Annotated in this window: 1 protein-coding gene (only partly in view); it reads right to left on the bottom strand. The window is 76.5% G+C overall.

Annotated features, from left to right (window positions below):
• Window positions 1-18,212, bottom strand: the 5' portion of a protein-coding gene (locus KPL59_RS05970) for a toxin glutamine deamidase domain-containing protein (RefSeq protein ID WP_226360193.1). 9,190 nt of this gene lie to the left of the window's left edge; the window shows 18,212 of its 27,402 coding nt (coding positions 1-18,212); its start codon is at window positions 18,210-18,212; its stop codon lies off the left edge, out of view.

Below are 18,212 nucleotides of genomic sequence, written 5' to 3'. Positions count from 1 at the left end.
GCGGCCGCCCCGCCGACCCAGGTGAGGATCGTGTCGGGTCGCAGGGTCGGGGCGAGGTTGGTCCTGTTCCGTCCGATCGGGGTCGCCGTCGGTGCGCCCGGCATCGGGACGCGCTGCAGACGCGACGGCGTCCCCGGCTGCAGCATCTCCTCCTTCGGCACGTCGAGGGCGAACGGCTCGGCGACGGGCGGCTCGGCGACGTCGGGCACCGGGGTCCGTTCGACGGCCTGCAGGCCCGGCCGGCCGATGCCGGTGACCCGGCCGAACGCGTTGGTGACCGAGAACCTCTCCGCCGTGACGCGGTAGGTGTTGAGTCCGGTGACGCGGTGCGCGTCGCCGCCGGGGCCCCCGACGCTGCGCCGGCCGGTGACGGTGCCGACCGCGTTCCCGGCGTCGCCGCCGTGGGCGTAGCCGGCACGGGCCGTCCCGCCCAGGTACATCGGACCGACGTCGAAGCTCAGGCCGAACCGGGCGCCGAACCCGGCGTCGAACGCGCTGCCCGCGCTCGCCGTGGACTCCGTGCGGTGGCCCGCGCTGGTCTTCACGGCGACGCCGGCCCGCGGTCCCTCGTCGACGACTCCGGACATCTCCGCGTCGACGCGGACGTGCAGGTACTCGGTGTGCCGCACGCCGTCCCGGGCGAACAGCAGGTGCACGCCGCCGTCGTGGAGCTGGTCCGCCGTCGCACCGAGGACGGCGTGGGTGGTCTGGTGGTCGAGCATCCGCCAGCTCTCGCCGAAGCCCTCGACGGTGCCGGCCTTCGACGCGGTGCGGTGTGACCCGTCGTGGTCGACCAGCGAGGCCATGCCGCCCTCCTCGGAGGCGGCGATCCGCTCGATCCGCTCCCGCAGCCGGGCCGGGGCGTCGCCGAGGGAGTGCACGTGGGCGCGACCGATGCCGCGGCCCGCAGCGAGGTAGGGCGGCAGGGTGTCGGTGCGGGCCGAGCGGGGGGCGTCGCGGATCTCGTCGGGCACCGGGAGACCCGCGTCGCGGGCGTTGTGCGGGTCGTCGGCGAGCAGCGTCTCGACCGGGACCCGCACCGGCGGGGCGGTCTCGCTCGTCGAGCCCCAGGCGACCTTCATCTCCAGGTCGAAGTCGACGTCGAAGGCCTGCAGGCGGGTCTGGTCGACGTTGCGCCGGGAGGCGCTGATGTGGTTGGCGGACCACCCGCGGCGGTGGCTCCAGCCCGCACCGACATAGGGACCCAGGTTCAGGAACAGGAACTTGGGGGCGACCCGCCAGCCGCCGCGCAGCTCACCGGACACACCGCGGCCCCGGCTGCGGCCGGACTCGACGCCCCAGTCGATGCGCTGGGACAGCGTCGTCTTGCCGGCGATCGGGCCGCGCCACGACCCGGCTCTGGGGACCAGCCGGGCCATGACGTACGCCGACCGGCCACCGCCCACGCTCAGCTCGTCGGACTTCATCCAGCCGCCGGTCAGCCGCTGGAAGTGGTGGGTGAGGGTGTTGTCGGACAGGAAGTGGGCAAGCTGGTTGTGTCCCGGCGTCCCGGGCCTGACCAGCTCCGGAGGGAGCTGGCCGGCCAGCCGGGCCAGTGCTGCGTCGACGCCGGGGGTGCGGATGTCGAGGACCGCGGCGTTGGACAGTGCGGGGCCGGCGGTGCCGTCGAGCCGGGCGGGGACGCGCCCGCCGGACCGGCGGTCGGCGGTGTCGAACCAGCCGCTCGCGGTGCCGGCGAGGGTACGTGGGCCCGGTCCGACGAGGGCGCCGGTGTCGTCGCGCAGCGTCACGGTGAACCGCACCGGGACGTCGCCGGCCGGGGCGTGCTTGCCGTCGTAGCCGATGTCGACGTTCACGGTCTTGCGGGTGCGGTGGTGCACGGTCTCGCTGCCGCCGAGGGTGACCCCGCCGCCACCGAAGCCGGTGATGGAGCCGCCGGTGCCGACCACCGGGACCGACAGGCCGGAGGTGTGGGCGAGGCCCTCGACGTAGGTGGCGGTGCCCCGGCGGATCTGCTCGGTGCCGTCGGTCGCGGCCGGGGCGTCGGGGCCGCGGACCGGGCCGGGCCGGGTCGGGTCCTGGTCGATCGCGACGACGGCCTCGAAGACGCGGCCCCCGACCCGGACGTCGAACGGCAGGCCGCTGTGCAGCGCCTCCGGCCGGGCACGCAGCATCTCGTCGAGCTGCTCGGCCACCGCCGGTTCCCGACGGCGGTGGCGGCCGGGGACCATCTCGTCGATCAGCTCGGCGACGGCGCGGCGCTGGTCGGCCCCGACGGTCCGCACACGCAGCAGCCGGTCGGGCCCCGGGCCACCGGTGCGGGTCGCCGATCCCGTCCCGGCGGGCCCGTCGCCGCGCCGGGGGCCGGGGTCCGGGCCCGTCCAGGGGGCCAGGACGTCGTCGTCGAACCGGTAGCGGCCCGACTCCAGGTCGTCGCGCAGCGCGCGCACCGCGTTCGGGTCGCGGGGCGCGTCGAGGTCCACCAGACCCCGGGTCTCCAGGTACCCGTGCAGACGGCCGGCGACGAAGCCGTCCTCGGCCAGGCGCGGGGAGTCCAGCAGCGCACCGAGGAACGGGGACCCGGGCGGGGTGACCATCAACCCGGTGGGCGGCGTTCCCGAGCCGTCGTCGGGGCGGGTGAGCAGGGGGAACAGCGGCTCGCCGTCGGTGAGACCGCGGGGCATCAGCGGCATCACCTCCGGCAGCGGCTCCAGGGTGTCCGGGAGGACACCGGGCTCGGCCCAGATGCCCCCGTCGCGGTGCAGGACGGCGACGGCGACGTCGGCACCGGCCCGGTCGAGGTCGTCGGTGAGCAGGCGGCTGAGGATGCGGTCCGAGGCGCGGGTGCCGGCGGGGAACTCGGTGGCGACGTCGTGGACGGTGAACCCGCGTCGGTCCAGGCTGACCCGCGCGGTCTCGGTGAGTCGTCCCGCGTCGGTCCAGACGTGCACGGCGGCGGGGTCACCGGTCCGCTGCGCCCACGCGGCCAGCGACCGCAGGCTCCGGGAGTCGAGCCGGCCGTTCAGCAGGGGGACGTGCACCCGGCGCGGGACGTCGGCGAGGTGACGCCCCTGCGGGTCGCCCATCACGGTGCGCCGGACCGGCTGGTCGACGAGCGCCTGCACCCCGCGCGACGGGGGCGGGACGACGCCGTCGCGCGCGTCGACGGCGGACCGGGCGGTGACCCGGACCCCGCCCTCGACGTCGGCGAGCAGGCCGCGCAGGTACACGGCGGCCGCGGTGGCGCGGGCGTGGCCGGTGGCGCGACGGTGCGCGACGTCGTCGCGCGGGCGGCCCGCCCGGTCGGTGTCGGCGTCGCCCAGCTGCCGGCGCACGGCGCCGAGGAGCCGGTCGGCGTGGTGTCCGATGCCGTCGCCGACGAGCTGTACGCGGGGCGGCGGCAGCCCCAGGGCGCGGGCCAGGCGGGCCCGTTCGCGGACCTGTTCGGCGATGCTCTGCAGCTCGCGTCGGGCGGCGGCGTCCAGGCGGGTGGCGCCGCTGCGGAACGGCACGTCGTGCACCGAGTCCACGGCGGTGACGTCGGAGGTGTCGTGTCCCAGCACCGCGACGCGGTGCTCGGCCGGGGACGCCCCGGGCGACGGCGGCCGCACGGTCCCGGTGGCGACGATCCGGAAGTCGCGCTCCGCGAGCCCGTCGGTCCGGCCGTCGGCGATCCGTGCGCGCAGGCGGGCCCGGGCGATCGCCTCGACCGCGCGGGCCCGGTCGAGGCCGGTCCGCTCCGCAGCGGTGCGGTCGGCCCACGCCCGGGACGCGGACCGTGAGCCGTTGCCGTGACCGGTCACGGTCAGGGCGGGGGTGGGACGGCCCTCGTTGCGGGCCGCGACGACGTCGTCGATCCACCGGTCGGTGGCGGCCTGCACGGCGACCCGCCCGGTCGGGTCCACGCGGTGGTCACCCTCCCCGAACGCGACGGTGAGCCGGGTCGCGTCGTCGGGCCCGTGCGCGGAGTCGGTGTCGTACGCGGAGTCGGAGTCGTACGGGTGCTCCGAGCCGGGTGTGCTGTCGCGGTCGCCGGACGGGACCGGGCCCCAGTCGAAGGAGTCCGGCGCGATCGGTTCCCCGTCGGGACCGCGGCGCGCTGCCGGGCTCCCCGCGACCGGCGGTGCGGCGCTCCTGGACCCCGGTAGCGGCAGATCGTGGGTGGGGGCCTGGCGCGCGACCTGGTCGATCCGGGCCAGGTCGGCGTCGGTGAGCAGCGTGCTGCGCCAGTCCGTGCCCATCACGCCGGTCGCGTCGACGGCCCCGCCGAGGACGGCACCGGGGACCCGGTACCGGTCGGGCAGACCCACGCGGTGCAGCAACTCGTGGAACGTGCGGCCGACCGCGAGTGCGGGGTCGTCGCCGCGCTCGAGGTGCTCCAGCCGCCAGTGCAGCGACGTCGAGTTCGCCCCGGTGTAGTCCGGCTCGGAGGTCACCAGGACGCGGTTCGCGTCGGCACGCGTGGACGGCTCGATGCGCAGGTGCAGCTGGTCGCCGCCGGGCAGCTCGTAGCGGCCGTCGACGTGCTCGCGCAGTGCCTGTGCGGCCAGCTCCGTGGCGCGGGCGACGTGTGCGGGGTCCCCGACCAGGTGCAGCGGCAGGGTCAGCTCGCGCACCCAGCGTCCCGGCTCGACCTCGATCCGGCGCACGTCGACGGTCACCGGGTTGCCCTGCGGGGTCAGGGTGCCGTCCGGCTGCTGCAGCACGCGGACCAGCTCGGTGTGCGCGGTCCCGGACGGCGCGTCGCCGCGGCGTGCCTCCCACTGCGCGGGCTGCAGCGGGTCCGGCAGCTGCGGGGCGACGGCCGCGGTCCCGTCCGTGTGCCACAACGGGCCCGGCCGCCACGACCGGGTGGGGGCGGGCGGCCCGGTCGTGGTGTCCGGGCCGTCGCCGGGCGGGCCGGTCTCGGGGCGGGCCCCCGCTCCCGGGGAGCTCGCAGCGGCCCCGGACGCGTCGTCGGGGGCGAACCGGATCGGGGCCGCATCCGGATCGGCGCCCACGGCGAACACCCGGCCGGTCCGCGGGATCGAGTCGGGATCGGCGACGGCGGCCGTACCGGTCCGCGGGTCGACGATCCAGACGGTGCCCTCGTGGTTGACCAGGTTCCAGACACGGCGCACCGGCCCGACCCACTCGTCGCGGCCGTAGGAACGGCGGGGGTCGGCGGCCGCCGGATAGGCGTGGACGATCGCGTCGGCCCCGTGGCCGGCGTGGCGGACCCGGTCGACGACGGTGGTGAACGCCGCCGGCCCGTCCCCGACCGGGGCCAGCCGGGCACCGAAGGCGCTCTCGACCTCGGCGACGGCCGCCGGGACCCGGGTGGAGTCGGTGCCGGGGGAGACCGTCGGCCTCCCCCGCCAGGTCTCGTGGGCGGCGACCCCGGCGCCGAGGCTCTCGCCGCGCACGGCACGGGCCCAGGTCCCCGGGGCGGCGAACGGCGTCGCATCGATCGTCTCCTGTACGCGCAGTGCCTCCGCCGCGGCGTAGGCGTTCCGGCTCGCCGCACCGATCTCACGGATGCCGGTCAGCACGTCCTGGCGGCCGGCGAAGGGCGACCCGCCGACGTGCAGGGAGCGTGGCCCCTCCTGGCGCATCTCCCCGACGGCGGCGGGCGGGTCCAGGCGGGGGGTGCCGTCCGCGGCGCGGTTGTGGTCGAGCTCCGGCAGCACGGTGTGGATGCCCAGTGCCTCGTCGGGACCCACCCGGCGCCGGTGCGGGTCGTCGCCGAACCCGCCGTACAACCAGTCGCGCAGGGTCGCGGTGCTCCGCTCGGTGTCCCTGTTCCAGCGCGGGGGGAGCCGCCGGTCGAGCAGGCCGGGGTCGGGTTCGCCGCGCTGCCCGCGCGTGTCCAGCGCACGGAACGTCGAGGCGAACCGGTCCATCACCGTGGCCGAGTGGCGCCGCAGCCAGGCCGCGCCCTCCGGACCGGTCCCCTCGACGACGTGGTCGGGGAAGTGCCGCAGGTTGAACGCGGAGAAGTTCTTGGTCAGCGAGACCCCGGCGTTGGCGTGCAGATGCTGCGCCATGGCCGCGAACTGCAGGTACAGCGCGGCGACGGTGCCGTGCACGGCCGCCCGGGTCGCGGCCCAGGTGTGCGGCGCCCGACCGGCGAACGCCGGGTCCGTCGCCATCTCCTCGGCCAGCCGCCGCCCCAGGTCCAACCCGTCCGCCAGGTGCAGGCGCGCCGCGCGGGCCGGGAACACGTCGACCGCGGCCGGACGATCGGACAACCACGTCAGCAGGTCCGCGAGACCCGCGACCGCGGTCCCCGCTGAGTAGTGGGGCGACACCGCGACATCGCCGGGTCCCGACGGCGGTTCGACCCGGACGCCGTCGGCATCGGACGAGAGCCGGTACTCGGGCGAGGGGAAGATGGTGGAGAGCGGCGTGGGCCCGGTCATGGCCGCCAGCCGGTTCAGCACCCCGTCCAGGGCCGCCGTGCTCTCCTCGACGGGGATCCGGTCGACGTCGCCGTCGAGGAGGCGGGCCGGCTCGGTGATCAGCTCCAGCGTCATCCCCGCCGGGCCGATCTCGGCCACCGCGGTCAGCGCCGCGGAGACGGCGAGCTCGTCGCCGGAGGAGACGTACTCCTCGAGGTTGACCAGCCGGTGGCCCAGGAACTCCGCCTCCACACCGATCGCGTGGGCCCCGGGTCCGTCGCCGGCCCGGTCCGGGTTCGCGACGGCCGCGGCCAGCGACCAGTCGCCGCCGCGCGGCATCGGCTCGCCGCGCCCGCGCCACTGCGTGTACGCCTCGCGCACCTCGTCCGGGCCGGACGGGCGGTCGTAGACCTGCAGGGCCCGGCCGATCGCCGCGGCCTGGGCGTCGGTGGGCACCTCGGGCACCGACGGGTGCGGCACGGCCGGAGGCGGCGGCGCGTCGCTCGGCGGCGGAGGGGCAGCACGTGTCGGTGCGGGCGGCGGGACGTCCCGGGCCGGCGCAGGGACCGGCGGGGCCGGGCGGTCCGGAGGGGGCGGCGGGGCGGGACGCACGGGCGGGTGCGGGACGGCATCGTCGCGGCCGGTACCGGGGCTCACCCATTCACGGACGCGGCGGTCGAGGTCGGTCTTGGCCCGTGCCCAGGCCCGGGCCGCCTCCTCGAACCGGGTGGCGGCGGCCCGGCGTTCGGCGTCGATCTTCGCGATCTCGGGGGCCCGGTCCCGGGCGAGGGTCGCGCGACCGCGGGGACCGGCGTCGAGCCACAGCTGGTCGTTGCGGCGCGGCAGCTCCACCAGGGCGGCGGCGGCGGTCCGCCACTCCCCGGCGCGGGTCTTTTCCTGCTCCATCGCGGTGCGCACCGTCTCGGGCATCGGGCCGAGCAGGTCCGCGGCGTGCCGTTCGGCCAGGAAGAGCTGCATCCCGCGGCCGGTCACCGTCGGCACCGTGAACGTCTGCGGCGCCCGGCCCGGCCGGTTCAGCTCCAGGTCGACCCGGTACTCGAACCGGCCGCCGAGCAGCCGGACGGGATCGCCGAGCTTCGTCTCGTGCTCGCGGGCGGCCAACGGGGCCTGACCGCCGCGGTTGCTGGTCGCGGCGCCCGCCGCGCCGACGGCGCGCGCGTCACCGCGGCTGCTGCCGACGTCGCGGCCCTCGCCGATGACCGAGCCGACGACGTCACCGGAGTGGCTCTGCGACGAGGCGGTCTGGTTCCCGATGTGGAAGTTGGACTCGGCGCCGAGGGTCAGCGCAGCGGACACCCCGTCGGTGTGCAGGGACGACGGGGTCACCGAGATCCGCGGGGTCAGGGTCACCCCCACCTGCGTCGGGTGCACGACCGGCGGGAGCGTCGCCGGGCCCTTCAGCATCGACGGGATCCAGGAGTCCAGGTGCTCGGGCGAGAACAGCACGTCGAGCTGGTGGCGGCCCGGTTCGCCGGGCCGGCGGAAGGCGTCCGGCACGTCCACCGTCGCGAGGTGGTCCTGCACCGCGCGGCTGATCACGACGCCGTCGGTGCGGACGGTGCCCATCGTCGTGTCCGGGTCGATCCGCGGCGCGTCACCGCCGGGGGCGGCGGGGCGGGTCTGGTCCGGCGGCGGCTGTGGCAGGTCCGGCAGCGAGGACAGGAAGGCCGCGGGTACGCGGTGCCTGAGCGTGAACGGCGCCGACGTCGGCCCGGGGATGGTCTCGCCGTCGCGGGCGACGGTCAGCGCGAGGCGACCGGTCTGCCCGATGATCGCGGTGGGCCCGTCGTAGCCGAGGAAGCGCCACCCGCGGACGGTGTCGGCCGTGGTGTCGGTGTGCGTGTCGGTGCGCGACGACGACGCGCCCAGCCCACCGGAGCCGCCGCCGTAGTACGGGTCCTCGCCCCCGCTGCCGCCGCGGCCGCCGAGCGCGCCCCCGACCTGCGCGACCGGTCCGGAGCTGTGCTCCGACGTCGACGACACCTGGTCGGCGACGTACTGCTCGACCTTGGGCGCGTGTCCGTCGTGGACGACATGCTCGACGCGGGTGGCGCCCGGCGCGGTGTCCGGCACGAACGACAGGTGCGCGGACAGGTCGTGGTGGACGAAGAAGCCGCGCCGGGAGGCGGCGAGCGGCACGCCGTCCCCGCCGAGGCTGCTGTGCAGCCCCTTCAGGTCGGCTGCGGAGACACCCCGCTGCGGATCGGTGAGGCGCTCGGCGATCAGGGCGACGTCCTCGGCGCCGAGCCGGCCCCTGAAGTGCGTCCGGAGCTGTCGCTCGATGTCCCCTAGGGGGGCGCGCAGCCCGTCGTCGGTCGGCCAGCCCAGCCCGCCGACGGGGTCGTCACCGCGCAGCGTCGGCGGCACCTGCAGGTCCACCGGGGCCTGGTGCGGGCGGTTCTCCTCCGCCGGGAGCAGCCCCCACGCCCGCATCTGTTCCTCTCCGACGGAGAGGAACACGTGGTCGGGCAGGTCGACGTAGCGGGTCGCCGTCCGGCGGGTGGGGGTGTGCACGGCGTCGAGGAGCTGGTTGCTCTCCCAGGACGTCGCCCGATGGGTGACCACGCCTCGGGCCTTCACGACGAACGACCGGCCGCCGGCCCCGTCGTTGAACGTCTCCCGGGCACCGAGGGTCGCCCGGGCCGTGGTCTCGCGGGCGCCGACCTGGTAGCCGCCGTAGATCCCGCCCGACCCCGTCGGGTACTGCGAGGACCGTTCCAGCTCCTGGGCGGTCAGCGACGAGTCGTTCACCTCGAATCCCCCGCGGGCCTGGGCGCCCCGGGCGTTCGAGGAGGAGCCGGAGGCCAGGTAGCCGCCGTAGACGACCTCGCTGCGGGCCCGCTCGGTGGGCGGCGAGTGCCGCACGTCGACGATTCTCAGGTCGTAGAGGCCCAGCGTGGACACGACGGTGCCCCTCCGGTCCCGCCAGCGCCGCTTGTGCACCTGCTCGGGCGTGGCGATTCCGCGTTCGGTGACCCCGCGGTCGTTGGACACCCGCTGCGGGGCCAGGACGGCTTCCAGCGCGCGGCCGTCCTCCGTCCCGCGGCGGCCCAGCACCGCGTCGCCCCCGGCGGCGGCGGTCAGCGCGGCCTCGGCAGCGGTGCGGCGTTCCTTGACCCCGCCGATCCAGGTGAACGTGCTGTCGGCCAGCAGGGTCTGCGCGAAGTCCCGTTGCCGGGGGCCGACGGGACTGTCCATGGTGATCCGCGGCCGGCTCCGGATGCGCTGGGCCTCGGGCGGTGTGCCCGGCGTGAGCATCTCGTCGACCGGCACGTCCAGCGCGAAGGGCTCCCGGATCGGCGCGGCGTTGTCGGGCAGCGCCACCGGTGTCCTGGGGCTCACGTGCCGACCGGGTGCCCCGATACCGGTGAGCCGCCCGAGCGCGTTGGTCTCGCTGAACCGCTCCGCGGTGATCGTGTAGACGTTCTGGCCGGTGACCCGGTGCGAGGGGCCGGCAGGACCGGCGACCGCGCGACGGCCGGTGATGGTGCCGCCGGCACCGCTGTCGCTGTGGCCGAGGGCGGCCGAGGCCCGTCCTCCCAGGCCCGGGTAGGCCACGCCGGCCTCGAACCCCAGTCCGGCCCGCAGACCCAGCGAGCCCTCGATCCCGGTTCCGGCGCCGCTGACGGACTCGGTGCGGTTGCCGGCGCTGGTCTTGACGCTGATCCCGGACAGCGGGCCCTCGTCGCCGACGTCGCGCATCTCGGCGCTGATCCTCAGGTGCAGGTACTCGGTGCGGCGGAAGCGGTCGCGCGCGAGCACGAGGTCGACGCCGCCGTCGTAGAGGGAGTCGGCGCTGCTTCCCAGCACTGTCTGGGTGGTGTTGTGGTCGAGCATCCGCCAGGTCTCACCGAGGTCGCGGACCGTCGAGCTGCTCGTCGACACACGGTGGCTGCCGTCGCCGTCGGCGAGGGCGGCGAACGGGCCGCCCACCGAGGCGATGATCTGGTCGATCCGCTCCCGCAGCCGGGTCGGTGCGTCGCCGAGGGAGTGCACGTGTGCCCGGCCGATGCCCAGGCCCGCGGCCAGGTAGGGCGGGAGGGTGTCGGTCCGGCGGTCGGTGTCGCGGCCGTCGCGGACGGCGTCGGTGACGGGCAGGCCGGCGGCGCGGGCGTTGTGCGGGGAGTCGGCGAGCACCAGCTCCACCGGTGTCCGGGCCGGTGGCGCGACGGCGCTGGTGGACCCCCACCGCACCCTGGTCTCGCGGACGAACTCGACGTCGTAGGCACCCAGGGAACTCTGGTCGACGTTGCGCCGGGAGGCTCCGATGTGGGTGGCCGCCCAGCCACGGCTGCGCTGCCACCCCACCCCGAGGTACGGGCCCAGGTGCAGGAAGACCAGCTTCGGGATGAACCGCCAGCCCCCGCGCAGCTCCCCGGACACGCCGAGCCGCGAGCTGCTGCTGCCTTCGACACCCCAGTCGATGCGCTGCTGCTTGGTGGTCTTGCCGTCGAGCTCGGCCAGCCACGACCCCTTCTTCGGCACCAGCCGGGACTCGACGTAGACCGGTGGTCCACCGGGGTTGCGCAGCTCGTCCGAGCGCACCCAGCCGGTCGTGAAGCGCTCGTAGTGGTGGGCCAGGTTGTTGTCGGAGAGGAAGTGCACCAGCCGGTTGCGGCCCGGCGAGTCGGGGCGCAGCAGTCCGGGCGGGAGCTGGTCGGCCAGTGCCGCGAGGACCGCGTCGGGGCCGGCCCCGCGCACGTCGAGGACGGCCGCGTTGGACAGCGCCGGGCCAGCGGCGGGACCGAGCTCGACGGCGGGGCGGGCGCCGGCGTTCGGTTTCGGTTCGTCGAACCACCCGGTGGCGGTGCCGGCCAGGGCACGCGGCCCGGGCCCGACGACGGCGCCGGACTCGTCGCGCACGGTGACCGTGAAGCGGACCGGGACGTCGGCGGCCGGGGTGTGCTTGGCGTCGTAGCCGACATCGTTGTTGACCGTCTTGCGGGTCCGGTGGCCAACGGTGTCGCCCCCGGACGCGGTGATCGCGGCGCCGCCGTACCCGGCGAGCGACCCACCGGACCCGGCGATCGGGACGGCCCGACTGCTGTCGTCGTAGCGGCCCTCGACGAGGTTGTCGGTGCCGCGCCGGATCTGCTCGGTGCCGTCGGTCTTCGGCGCGGCGGGATCGGGCCCCTCGGCCCGCCGTCCGGGGACGTGGTCGATGGCGACGACGGCCTCGTAGCGGCGGCCGCCGACCTCGATGTCGAAGGGCAGCCCCTGGTGCAGCGCCGACGGCCGGTGGGTGAGCAGCGCGTCGAGCTGCGCGGACGTCGCCGTCCCCGACCGGCGTGCCGAGGCACCCGGGACCATCGACGCGATGAGGTCCGCCACGGCCTGCCGCTGCTGCGGGCCCACCGACTGCACCCGCAGCATCGAGCGGGAGGCGGCGGCCGGGGCGGGCACGTCACGGCCGGTCCACGGCGACAGGACGTGGTCGTCGACCCGGAACCGGCCGGCGCCGAGGTCGGTGCGCAGGTCGGCCTCGGTGCCGCGGTCGGCCCGCGCCGTCAGGTCCACCGGGCGCCCGTCGAGGTGCTCCTGCAGACGGCCGGTGAGGAACCCGTCCTCGCCGAGCCGGTCGGAGTTGAGCAGGGTCTGCAGCAACGCCGAGCCCGGCGGCGCCACGAACAGTCCGGTGCCGGGCCCCGCAAGGCCGTCGACACGGCCGGTGAGCAGCGGGAACAGCGGTTCCCCGTCGGTGACACCGGCGGGCATGCGCGGCATCGTCGCCGGGAGCGGAGCGGGTGGGCCGTCGCCGGTGGCACGCACGGCCGGGTCGGCCCAGACCCCGCCCTCGGAGTGGATGACCGACAGCGCGACGTCCGTGCCGACACCGGTGAAGGACCCGGTGCGCAGCCGGTGGTCGAGGATCCGGTGGGTGGCACGGGTACCGAGGGGGAGGTCGGTGGAGATGTCGCGGACCGTGACCCCGAGCTCGGTCAGGCGGCGGTGGGCCATGTCCGAGAGGCCACCGGGACGACCGGGGGCGTCGGCCCACACATGTACTGCGGAGGGGTCGCCGGTCCTGGCGATCCACAGGTCCAGCGCGCGGCGGACGTCGGCGGTGAACCGGCCGCCCAGCAGCGGGACGTGCACCCGGCGGGGCACGTCCTGCAGGTGACGGCCCTGCGGGTCGCCCATGACGGTGCGAGGCACCGGCGCGTCGACGTGCGCCTGCACGCCGCGGCTCGGCCGGGGCACGACACCGTCCGGTGCGTCGACCGCGGCGCGATGCACGATCCGCACCCCGGGGACGTCGGCGAGCTGCCCGCGCAGGAACACGGCCGCGGCCAGTGCCCGCGCCCGGCCCGTCGCCAGCCGCTGGGCCACGTCGTTGCGGGGACGCCCGGCCCGGTCGGTGTCGGCCCGACCGACGAGGGACTCCGCACCGCCGCGGAGGCGGTCGGCGCGGTGGCCCATCCCGTCGCCGACCAGCTCCACCCGCGGCGGGGGCTCGCCGGCCTCGGCGGCCAGGCGGGCGCGTTCGCGGACCTCGCCGGCCAAGGTCGTGAGGTCGCGTCGGGCATCGTCGCCGAGGCGGGTGACGTGGGAGTCGAAGGCGACGTCGTGCACCGAGTCGGTGCGGGTGACGTCGTCGGCGCGCTGCTCGATGACGGCGACGCGGCGCTGCTCGGCGGGCGCGTCCGGGGTGGGCGGGAGCGCGCTGCCGGCGGACACGATTCGGAAGTCCTCGCGGGTGAGACCGCCGGGCCGGTCGGTGCGCAGTCGCTCGGCCAGGCGCTGCTCGACGACGTCGTGCACCGAGCGGGCCCGGTCACGGCCGGTGACCTCGGCGCCGGTGCGGTCGGCCCACGGCCGCACGACCTCACGTGACCCGTTGCCGGGCCCGGTGACCACCAGCGCGGGCGTCGGGCCCCCTGCCCTGCGGGCGGCGACGACATCGGCGATCCACGCATCGGTGGCCCGGTCGACCACCGCGCGGTGGCTGTGGGCGATCCGGTGGGAGCCCTCGGCGAACGGGATGTGGACGGGCGCGGCGGCGAGGGCGGCGTCGCTCAGGGCGGCATCGCTCAGGTCACTGTCGCTCCGCCCGCCGCCGCTCCGCCCACTGTCGCTCCCGTCGCCGTCGCGGGCGCTGTCCCGTTCGACGTCACGGAGCCCGTCACGAAGCCCGTCACGGTCGCGCGGGGGCGCGAGGTCCTCGCCGGGATCGCGGCGTCCGAGCGTCTCGGGCCGGCGCGCCGCGTCCTGCTCGACGACGGCCCGCACCGTCCGCGACGGCTCCGGGACCGAGCCGTCCGGGGTGTCGACGGCGGCCCGGGTCGCGATGTGGACGCGGTCGGCCTGCGGGCCGAGCAGCTCGCGGAGCCGCTCGGCGACGTTGCCGGCCCGCTCCCGGCCGGCGACACGCCGTTGCTCCAGGAGCGCCTCGGGCCCGGGCGACGGCGGCCGGACCACCCACCGGCTGGGGGGACGGGGGTCGTCGGCGGGGTGGCTGACCAGGTCGCGAGCCCACTTCTCGGCGCTGCCGAGCCGGGTCTTGGCCACCCGGCCGGACGACTCGATCAGTGCCCCGCCGTGGTGCGCCAGCCGCTGCGCCGGACGGCCGGTGCCGTCACCGATGATCTCCGCACGCAACGAGCCGCCGACGCGGAGGCGTTCGTGGATCTGTCCCGCGAGCGCGACGATGTCGGCGGCGGCCCCCGGATCGGGACGGTGCTGGCCGGAGCCGAACGTCACCGTGCTCTCCGACCGGGTGCCGGCGACGTCGTCGGTCGTGTAGTCGATGATCGCGACCCGGTTCGTGTCGCGCAGCGCCCCGGACGTGAGCGGCGTCGCGTCCGCTCGTACCAGGACGCGGAACTCGGAGGTCTCCCGGCCGCCCAGGCCACCCTCCCTCGCGAGCTCGTCGAGCCGCTCCAGGACGACCGCCCGCACGGCCTCGGCGCGGGCCCGTCCGGTGGAGGTGCCGTCGACCGACCAGGGCATGCGGCGCATCGACCCGTTGCCGTGGCCGGTGATCGTCATGGCACGGGCCGGGCGGTCCGGGGGTGTGGTCAGGACGTCGCGGACGAACGCGTCGGTGGCGTCACGGATCGGGCCGCGGGCGTCCTCACCGACCGCGCTGCTGAACTCACGGAAGCCGACCGGCGTGACCGGCGCGCCGTGCTCCGGGCGTAGCGATGCGGACCGTCCCCCGTCGTCGCCGCTGCGTGGGGCGGGCGGACCGACGTCGGCGGGATGGGGGGCCGGCACCGGCAGGACGACCGCGGAGTCCTCGCCGTCGCGGGTGCGCGTGCGGCCGGCCGACGTCGCCGGGCGCGACTCGGTGCCGCGGGACTCCCCGTCCGGGGTACGAGAGGTGGTCGGGCGGTGCTCGCCGGAGGAGGGGTCTCCCGTCCGCGCCGTGGTGTCCGTGCCGGTGCGTACCGCCGCCGGCGGGGCGCCGTCGGTGCGGGTCGCGGTGGACGTCGTGGCCGGGGTGGACGTGGTCGCCGGGGTGGCCGAGGACGTTGCAGACACCGGTGCGGGCGGGGCCGGTGTCGTCCCGGACGGGACCGGGGTGGGGACCCGAGGGGGCGTGCTGCTCGTCGGGGGGACGCTGCTCGTCGCCGGCGGCGTGCTGCCGGCAGCGGGCGTCGTGCTGGTCGTCGGGGATGCGCCGCTGGTCGGCGTGTGCGACACGGTCGCAGGCAGGACCGGGGACTCACCCCGCTCGACGAGCGGGGACACGTCGTCGGTGGCGAAGGGGGATCCCGATGTCTCCCACGTGGCCCGGTCCCCGTCGACCGGTCCGACCGGGGACACCTCGTCCCGGGGGCTGTCCCCGGCACGGGACCCGTCGGCGGTGACGGGATCGCCGCCGCGGCCGCCACTCGTCGGTGTGGGGGCGGTGGACCCGCCCCCGACGGTGCGCCCGTCCCCGGCCGCGGTCTCGACCGACAGCCCCGGACGACCGGAACGGGCGGTGCCCGCCCCGGACCCGGTGCCGGTCGCAGTGGTGTCGGTGCGTCCCCCGCCGGACGACGACGTGGCGTCCCTCCCACCGCCGGACGACGTGGCGTCCCGGCCGCCACCGGACGGCGCGACGGCGTCGCGGCCGCCGCCCGACGTCGTGGGCTGCGGCGTCACCGCCGTGACGGACGTCGGCGGGGACAGGACGGAGCCGTCCACCGCAGGGCCCCCGCTGTCGTCGGCGCTCCGGGGCGGAGACGCCTCGGGGCCGCTCGGGGCCGTGGTGTCACCGGAGTCCCCCCTCGTGGTCTGCGCGCCCGGGACCGGCTCCCGGGACACGCCACCGGAGGAGTCGGTCATCGTGTCGCGGGTGGCCGGCGTGGGCTCGGCCGGGCGGGTCGTGTCGACGTCCCGGGCGACGCCGGGGGTGGGCGGACCGTCGCCGGTGGAGACCGCGCCCGGCGTGGCACCACCCTCCGGCCGCACCGTTCCGACGGCGCCGGGCGTCTCGGGACCGCGACCGGAGCCCTCACCCTCGACGGCGGCGTCCCGGGGGGAGGTGCTCTCCCCACGGCCCTCGCTGACCGACGCGGGGGTCGGGGTCTCCGCGGAACCTCCGACCGCCGTTTCGGGGGTCGGCCCGTGGGCGTTCGAGCTACTCCCGGGCGGGGTGTTGCCCGCCGCCCCGCCGGGCGTGGCAGAACCCGCCGCGCTCCCGCCGGACGCGGCAGAGCTCGCTGTGGTGCCGCCGGGCGTGGCGACACCCGCCACGATCCCGCCGGGCGTGGCGGAGCCCGCCACACTGCCGCCGGGTGTGGCGGCGCTCGCCGCATCTCCGCCGGAGGTACTGCCGAACTCGGCGTTGCCGCCGGGGGTGCTGCCGAGCTCCGTGGTGGAGCCGTGCGCACCGCCGAGCCCGGTGTCGCCGAGACCGGGCTCCGCGCCGAGCACGCCGCCACCGGCCGCGTCGCCTCCGGACGTCCCGCCGGCCGTCACGTCGGCCCGGGGAATCGCCCCGCCCGTCGTGTCGCTGCCGCGGGTGCCGTTACCGGCTGCCGCGTCGATACCCGTGTCGGGGCCACTCGTGGAGGCGCCACCCGTCCGGTCGCCACCCGTCGGGTTCCCGGCCGCTGCGCTGCCCGCAGCCGTCCCACCGGCCGAGTCGATCCCCGCGGCACCACGGCCCGCCGGATCGCCGCCGACCGCGCTGCCCGTCGCGTTCCCGGCGGCATCGTTCCCGACGGCGCTGTTCCCGACGGCGCTGTTCCCGACGGCGCTGTTCCCGACGGCGCTGTTCCCGACGGCGCTGTTCCCGACGGCGCTGTTCCCGGCGGCGCTGTTCCCGGCGGCGTCGTTTCCTGCAGCGCTGTTCCCGGCCGCACCGTTCCCGGGCGCGCTGTTCTCAGCCGCAGTGGTGCCCGCGGCGCTGCTCCCCGCCGCGCTGCTCCCGGCCGCGCTGCTCCCGGCCGGGGACGCCGCGTCGGGGTCGACGACGGACGACGCAGAGGACGTCGGAGCGGACGAGAACCCCGGTTCCGGTCGGGCCCCCGCGGCCGAGCTCCACGGCTGGGGGGACGCCGCGGACGATCCGGTGACGGCCCCCGGGGACGAGGACTCCGGCACCGCGGAGAGGGGGGTCCCCACCGTCGGCGCCGACGGGATCACCAGCGGCGGGCGGTCCCGCACCCCCTGCTCCGGGGACCGCGTCGACGGCGAGGAGTCCCCGTCGTCGCCGCGGGTCGTCGTCCCGTCGTCGGCGAGCTGGGGCCCGGTCGGCGGCCCCCCTCCGTCGAACGTCGTGGGGGTGGTGACGCCGGCTCCCGGGCCACCGGAGGCCATCCAGGGCGGCGGGGTCGCGGAGGGCCCCAGCCCCTCCTTCTTCATGTGGTCCAGCAGCGAGGTCGGGCTCAGTGCGGGGAACTTGCTCGCGGCGATCCCGAAGTCACCACCGGGCCGGCTGCGCATTCCGCCGAGCGCGCCGATGGCGCCGAAGAACGGGTTGGAGTCCTCCCCGAACACCGCGTTGATGACCGCACCGGACGCAGGCGCCGTCATGATCTGTGCGCCGGCGTAGCCGAGGATGCCGAACACGCGGACGTGGCGGGCGAGCTGCTTGGGCGGGGTTCCGGGCTTGCGCGCCCGGTTGAGGTTGCGCATCGCGCTGTTGCTCCAGCTGCGGACACCGCCGGCCGCCGCGCGCGCGAGCCCAGCACCGGCCCCGCCGATCGCACCACCGATCGCGCTGTGCCCGATGGAGTCGAGGTCGTAGCCCTCGCGGCCACCCGCACCGTTCTGCCCGACCTGGATGAGACCGTCGAGGCCGGCCATGAGCCCGGCGCCGCCCGCCCCGTAGAGCGCCGCCCGCTTGGTCGCCTCTGCGAGCGCCTTCGAGATCCCCCGCAGCAGCGTCTGGGCGGACGCCTTGTTCAACCCCAGCCGTGCGACCGCCTCGATCATCTGCTTGACCATCTGCCGCAGCAGCGCCCACATGGTGACCTTGGCTGCGCCGATGGTGGCCGGGATGAAGATCGCTCCGAACAGCGACGCCAGCAGCTCGATGACGGCTGCGAGGGTCATCGCGGCCATCACGACCAGCATGATCTTGCCCTTTTGGATGTCCGCGGCGGCGTTCTTCGTCGCCTTCCGGAACTCGTCGGCGCCGTTGGCCAGCTCGGTGAGGCTGGCGGCGTACTCCTCGCCGATGAGCTTCGCGTTCGCGGCCCCGGTGTCACCGCGAAGGACGTCGTCGAGCGCGTCGCCGGACCGCCGCGCATCGAGCGCGGCCCGCTCGAGCGCGGCCGCGAGATCGGCCCATGCTGCGCTCAGCTCTCGCAGGTTGCCCTCGTTGCCCTCCGGCCACTCCATCCCGAGGGTGACCTTGAAGAACTTCTGGAGGGAGTCGGGCAGCTCGGTCGATCCGCCTTGTCCTGCCAT

It is taken from the genome of Pseudonocardia sp. ICBG1142 (genome assembly GCF_020496255.1).
Taxonomy (GTDB): domain Bacteria; phylum Actinomycetota; class Actinomycetes; order Mycobacteriales; family Pseudonocardiaceae; genus Pseudonocardia.
This window is presented reverse-complemented; position numbering and strand designations above follow the sequence as displayed.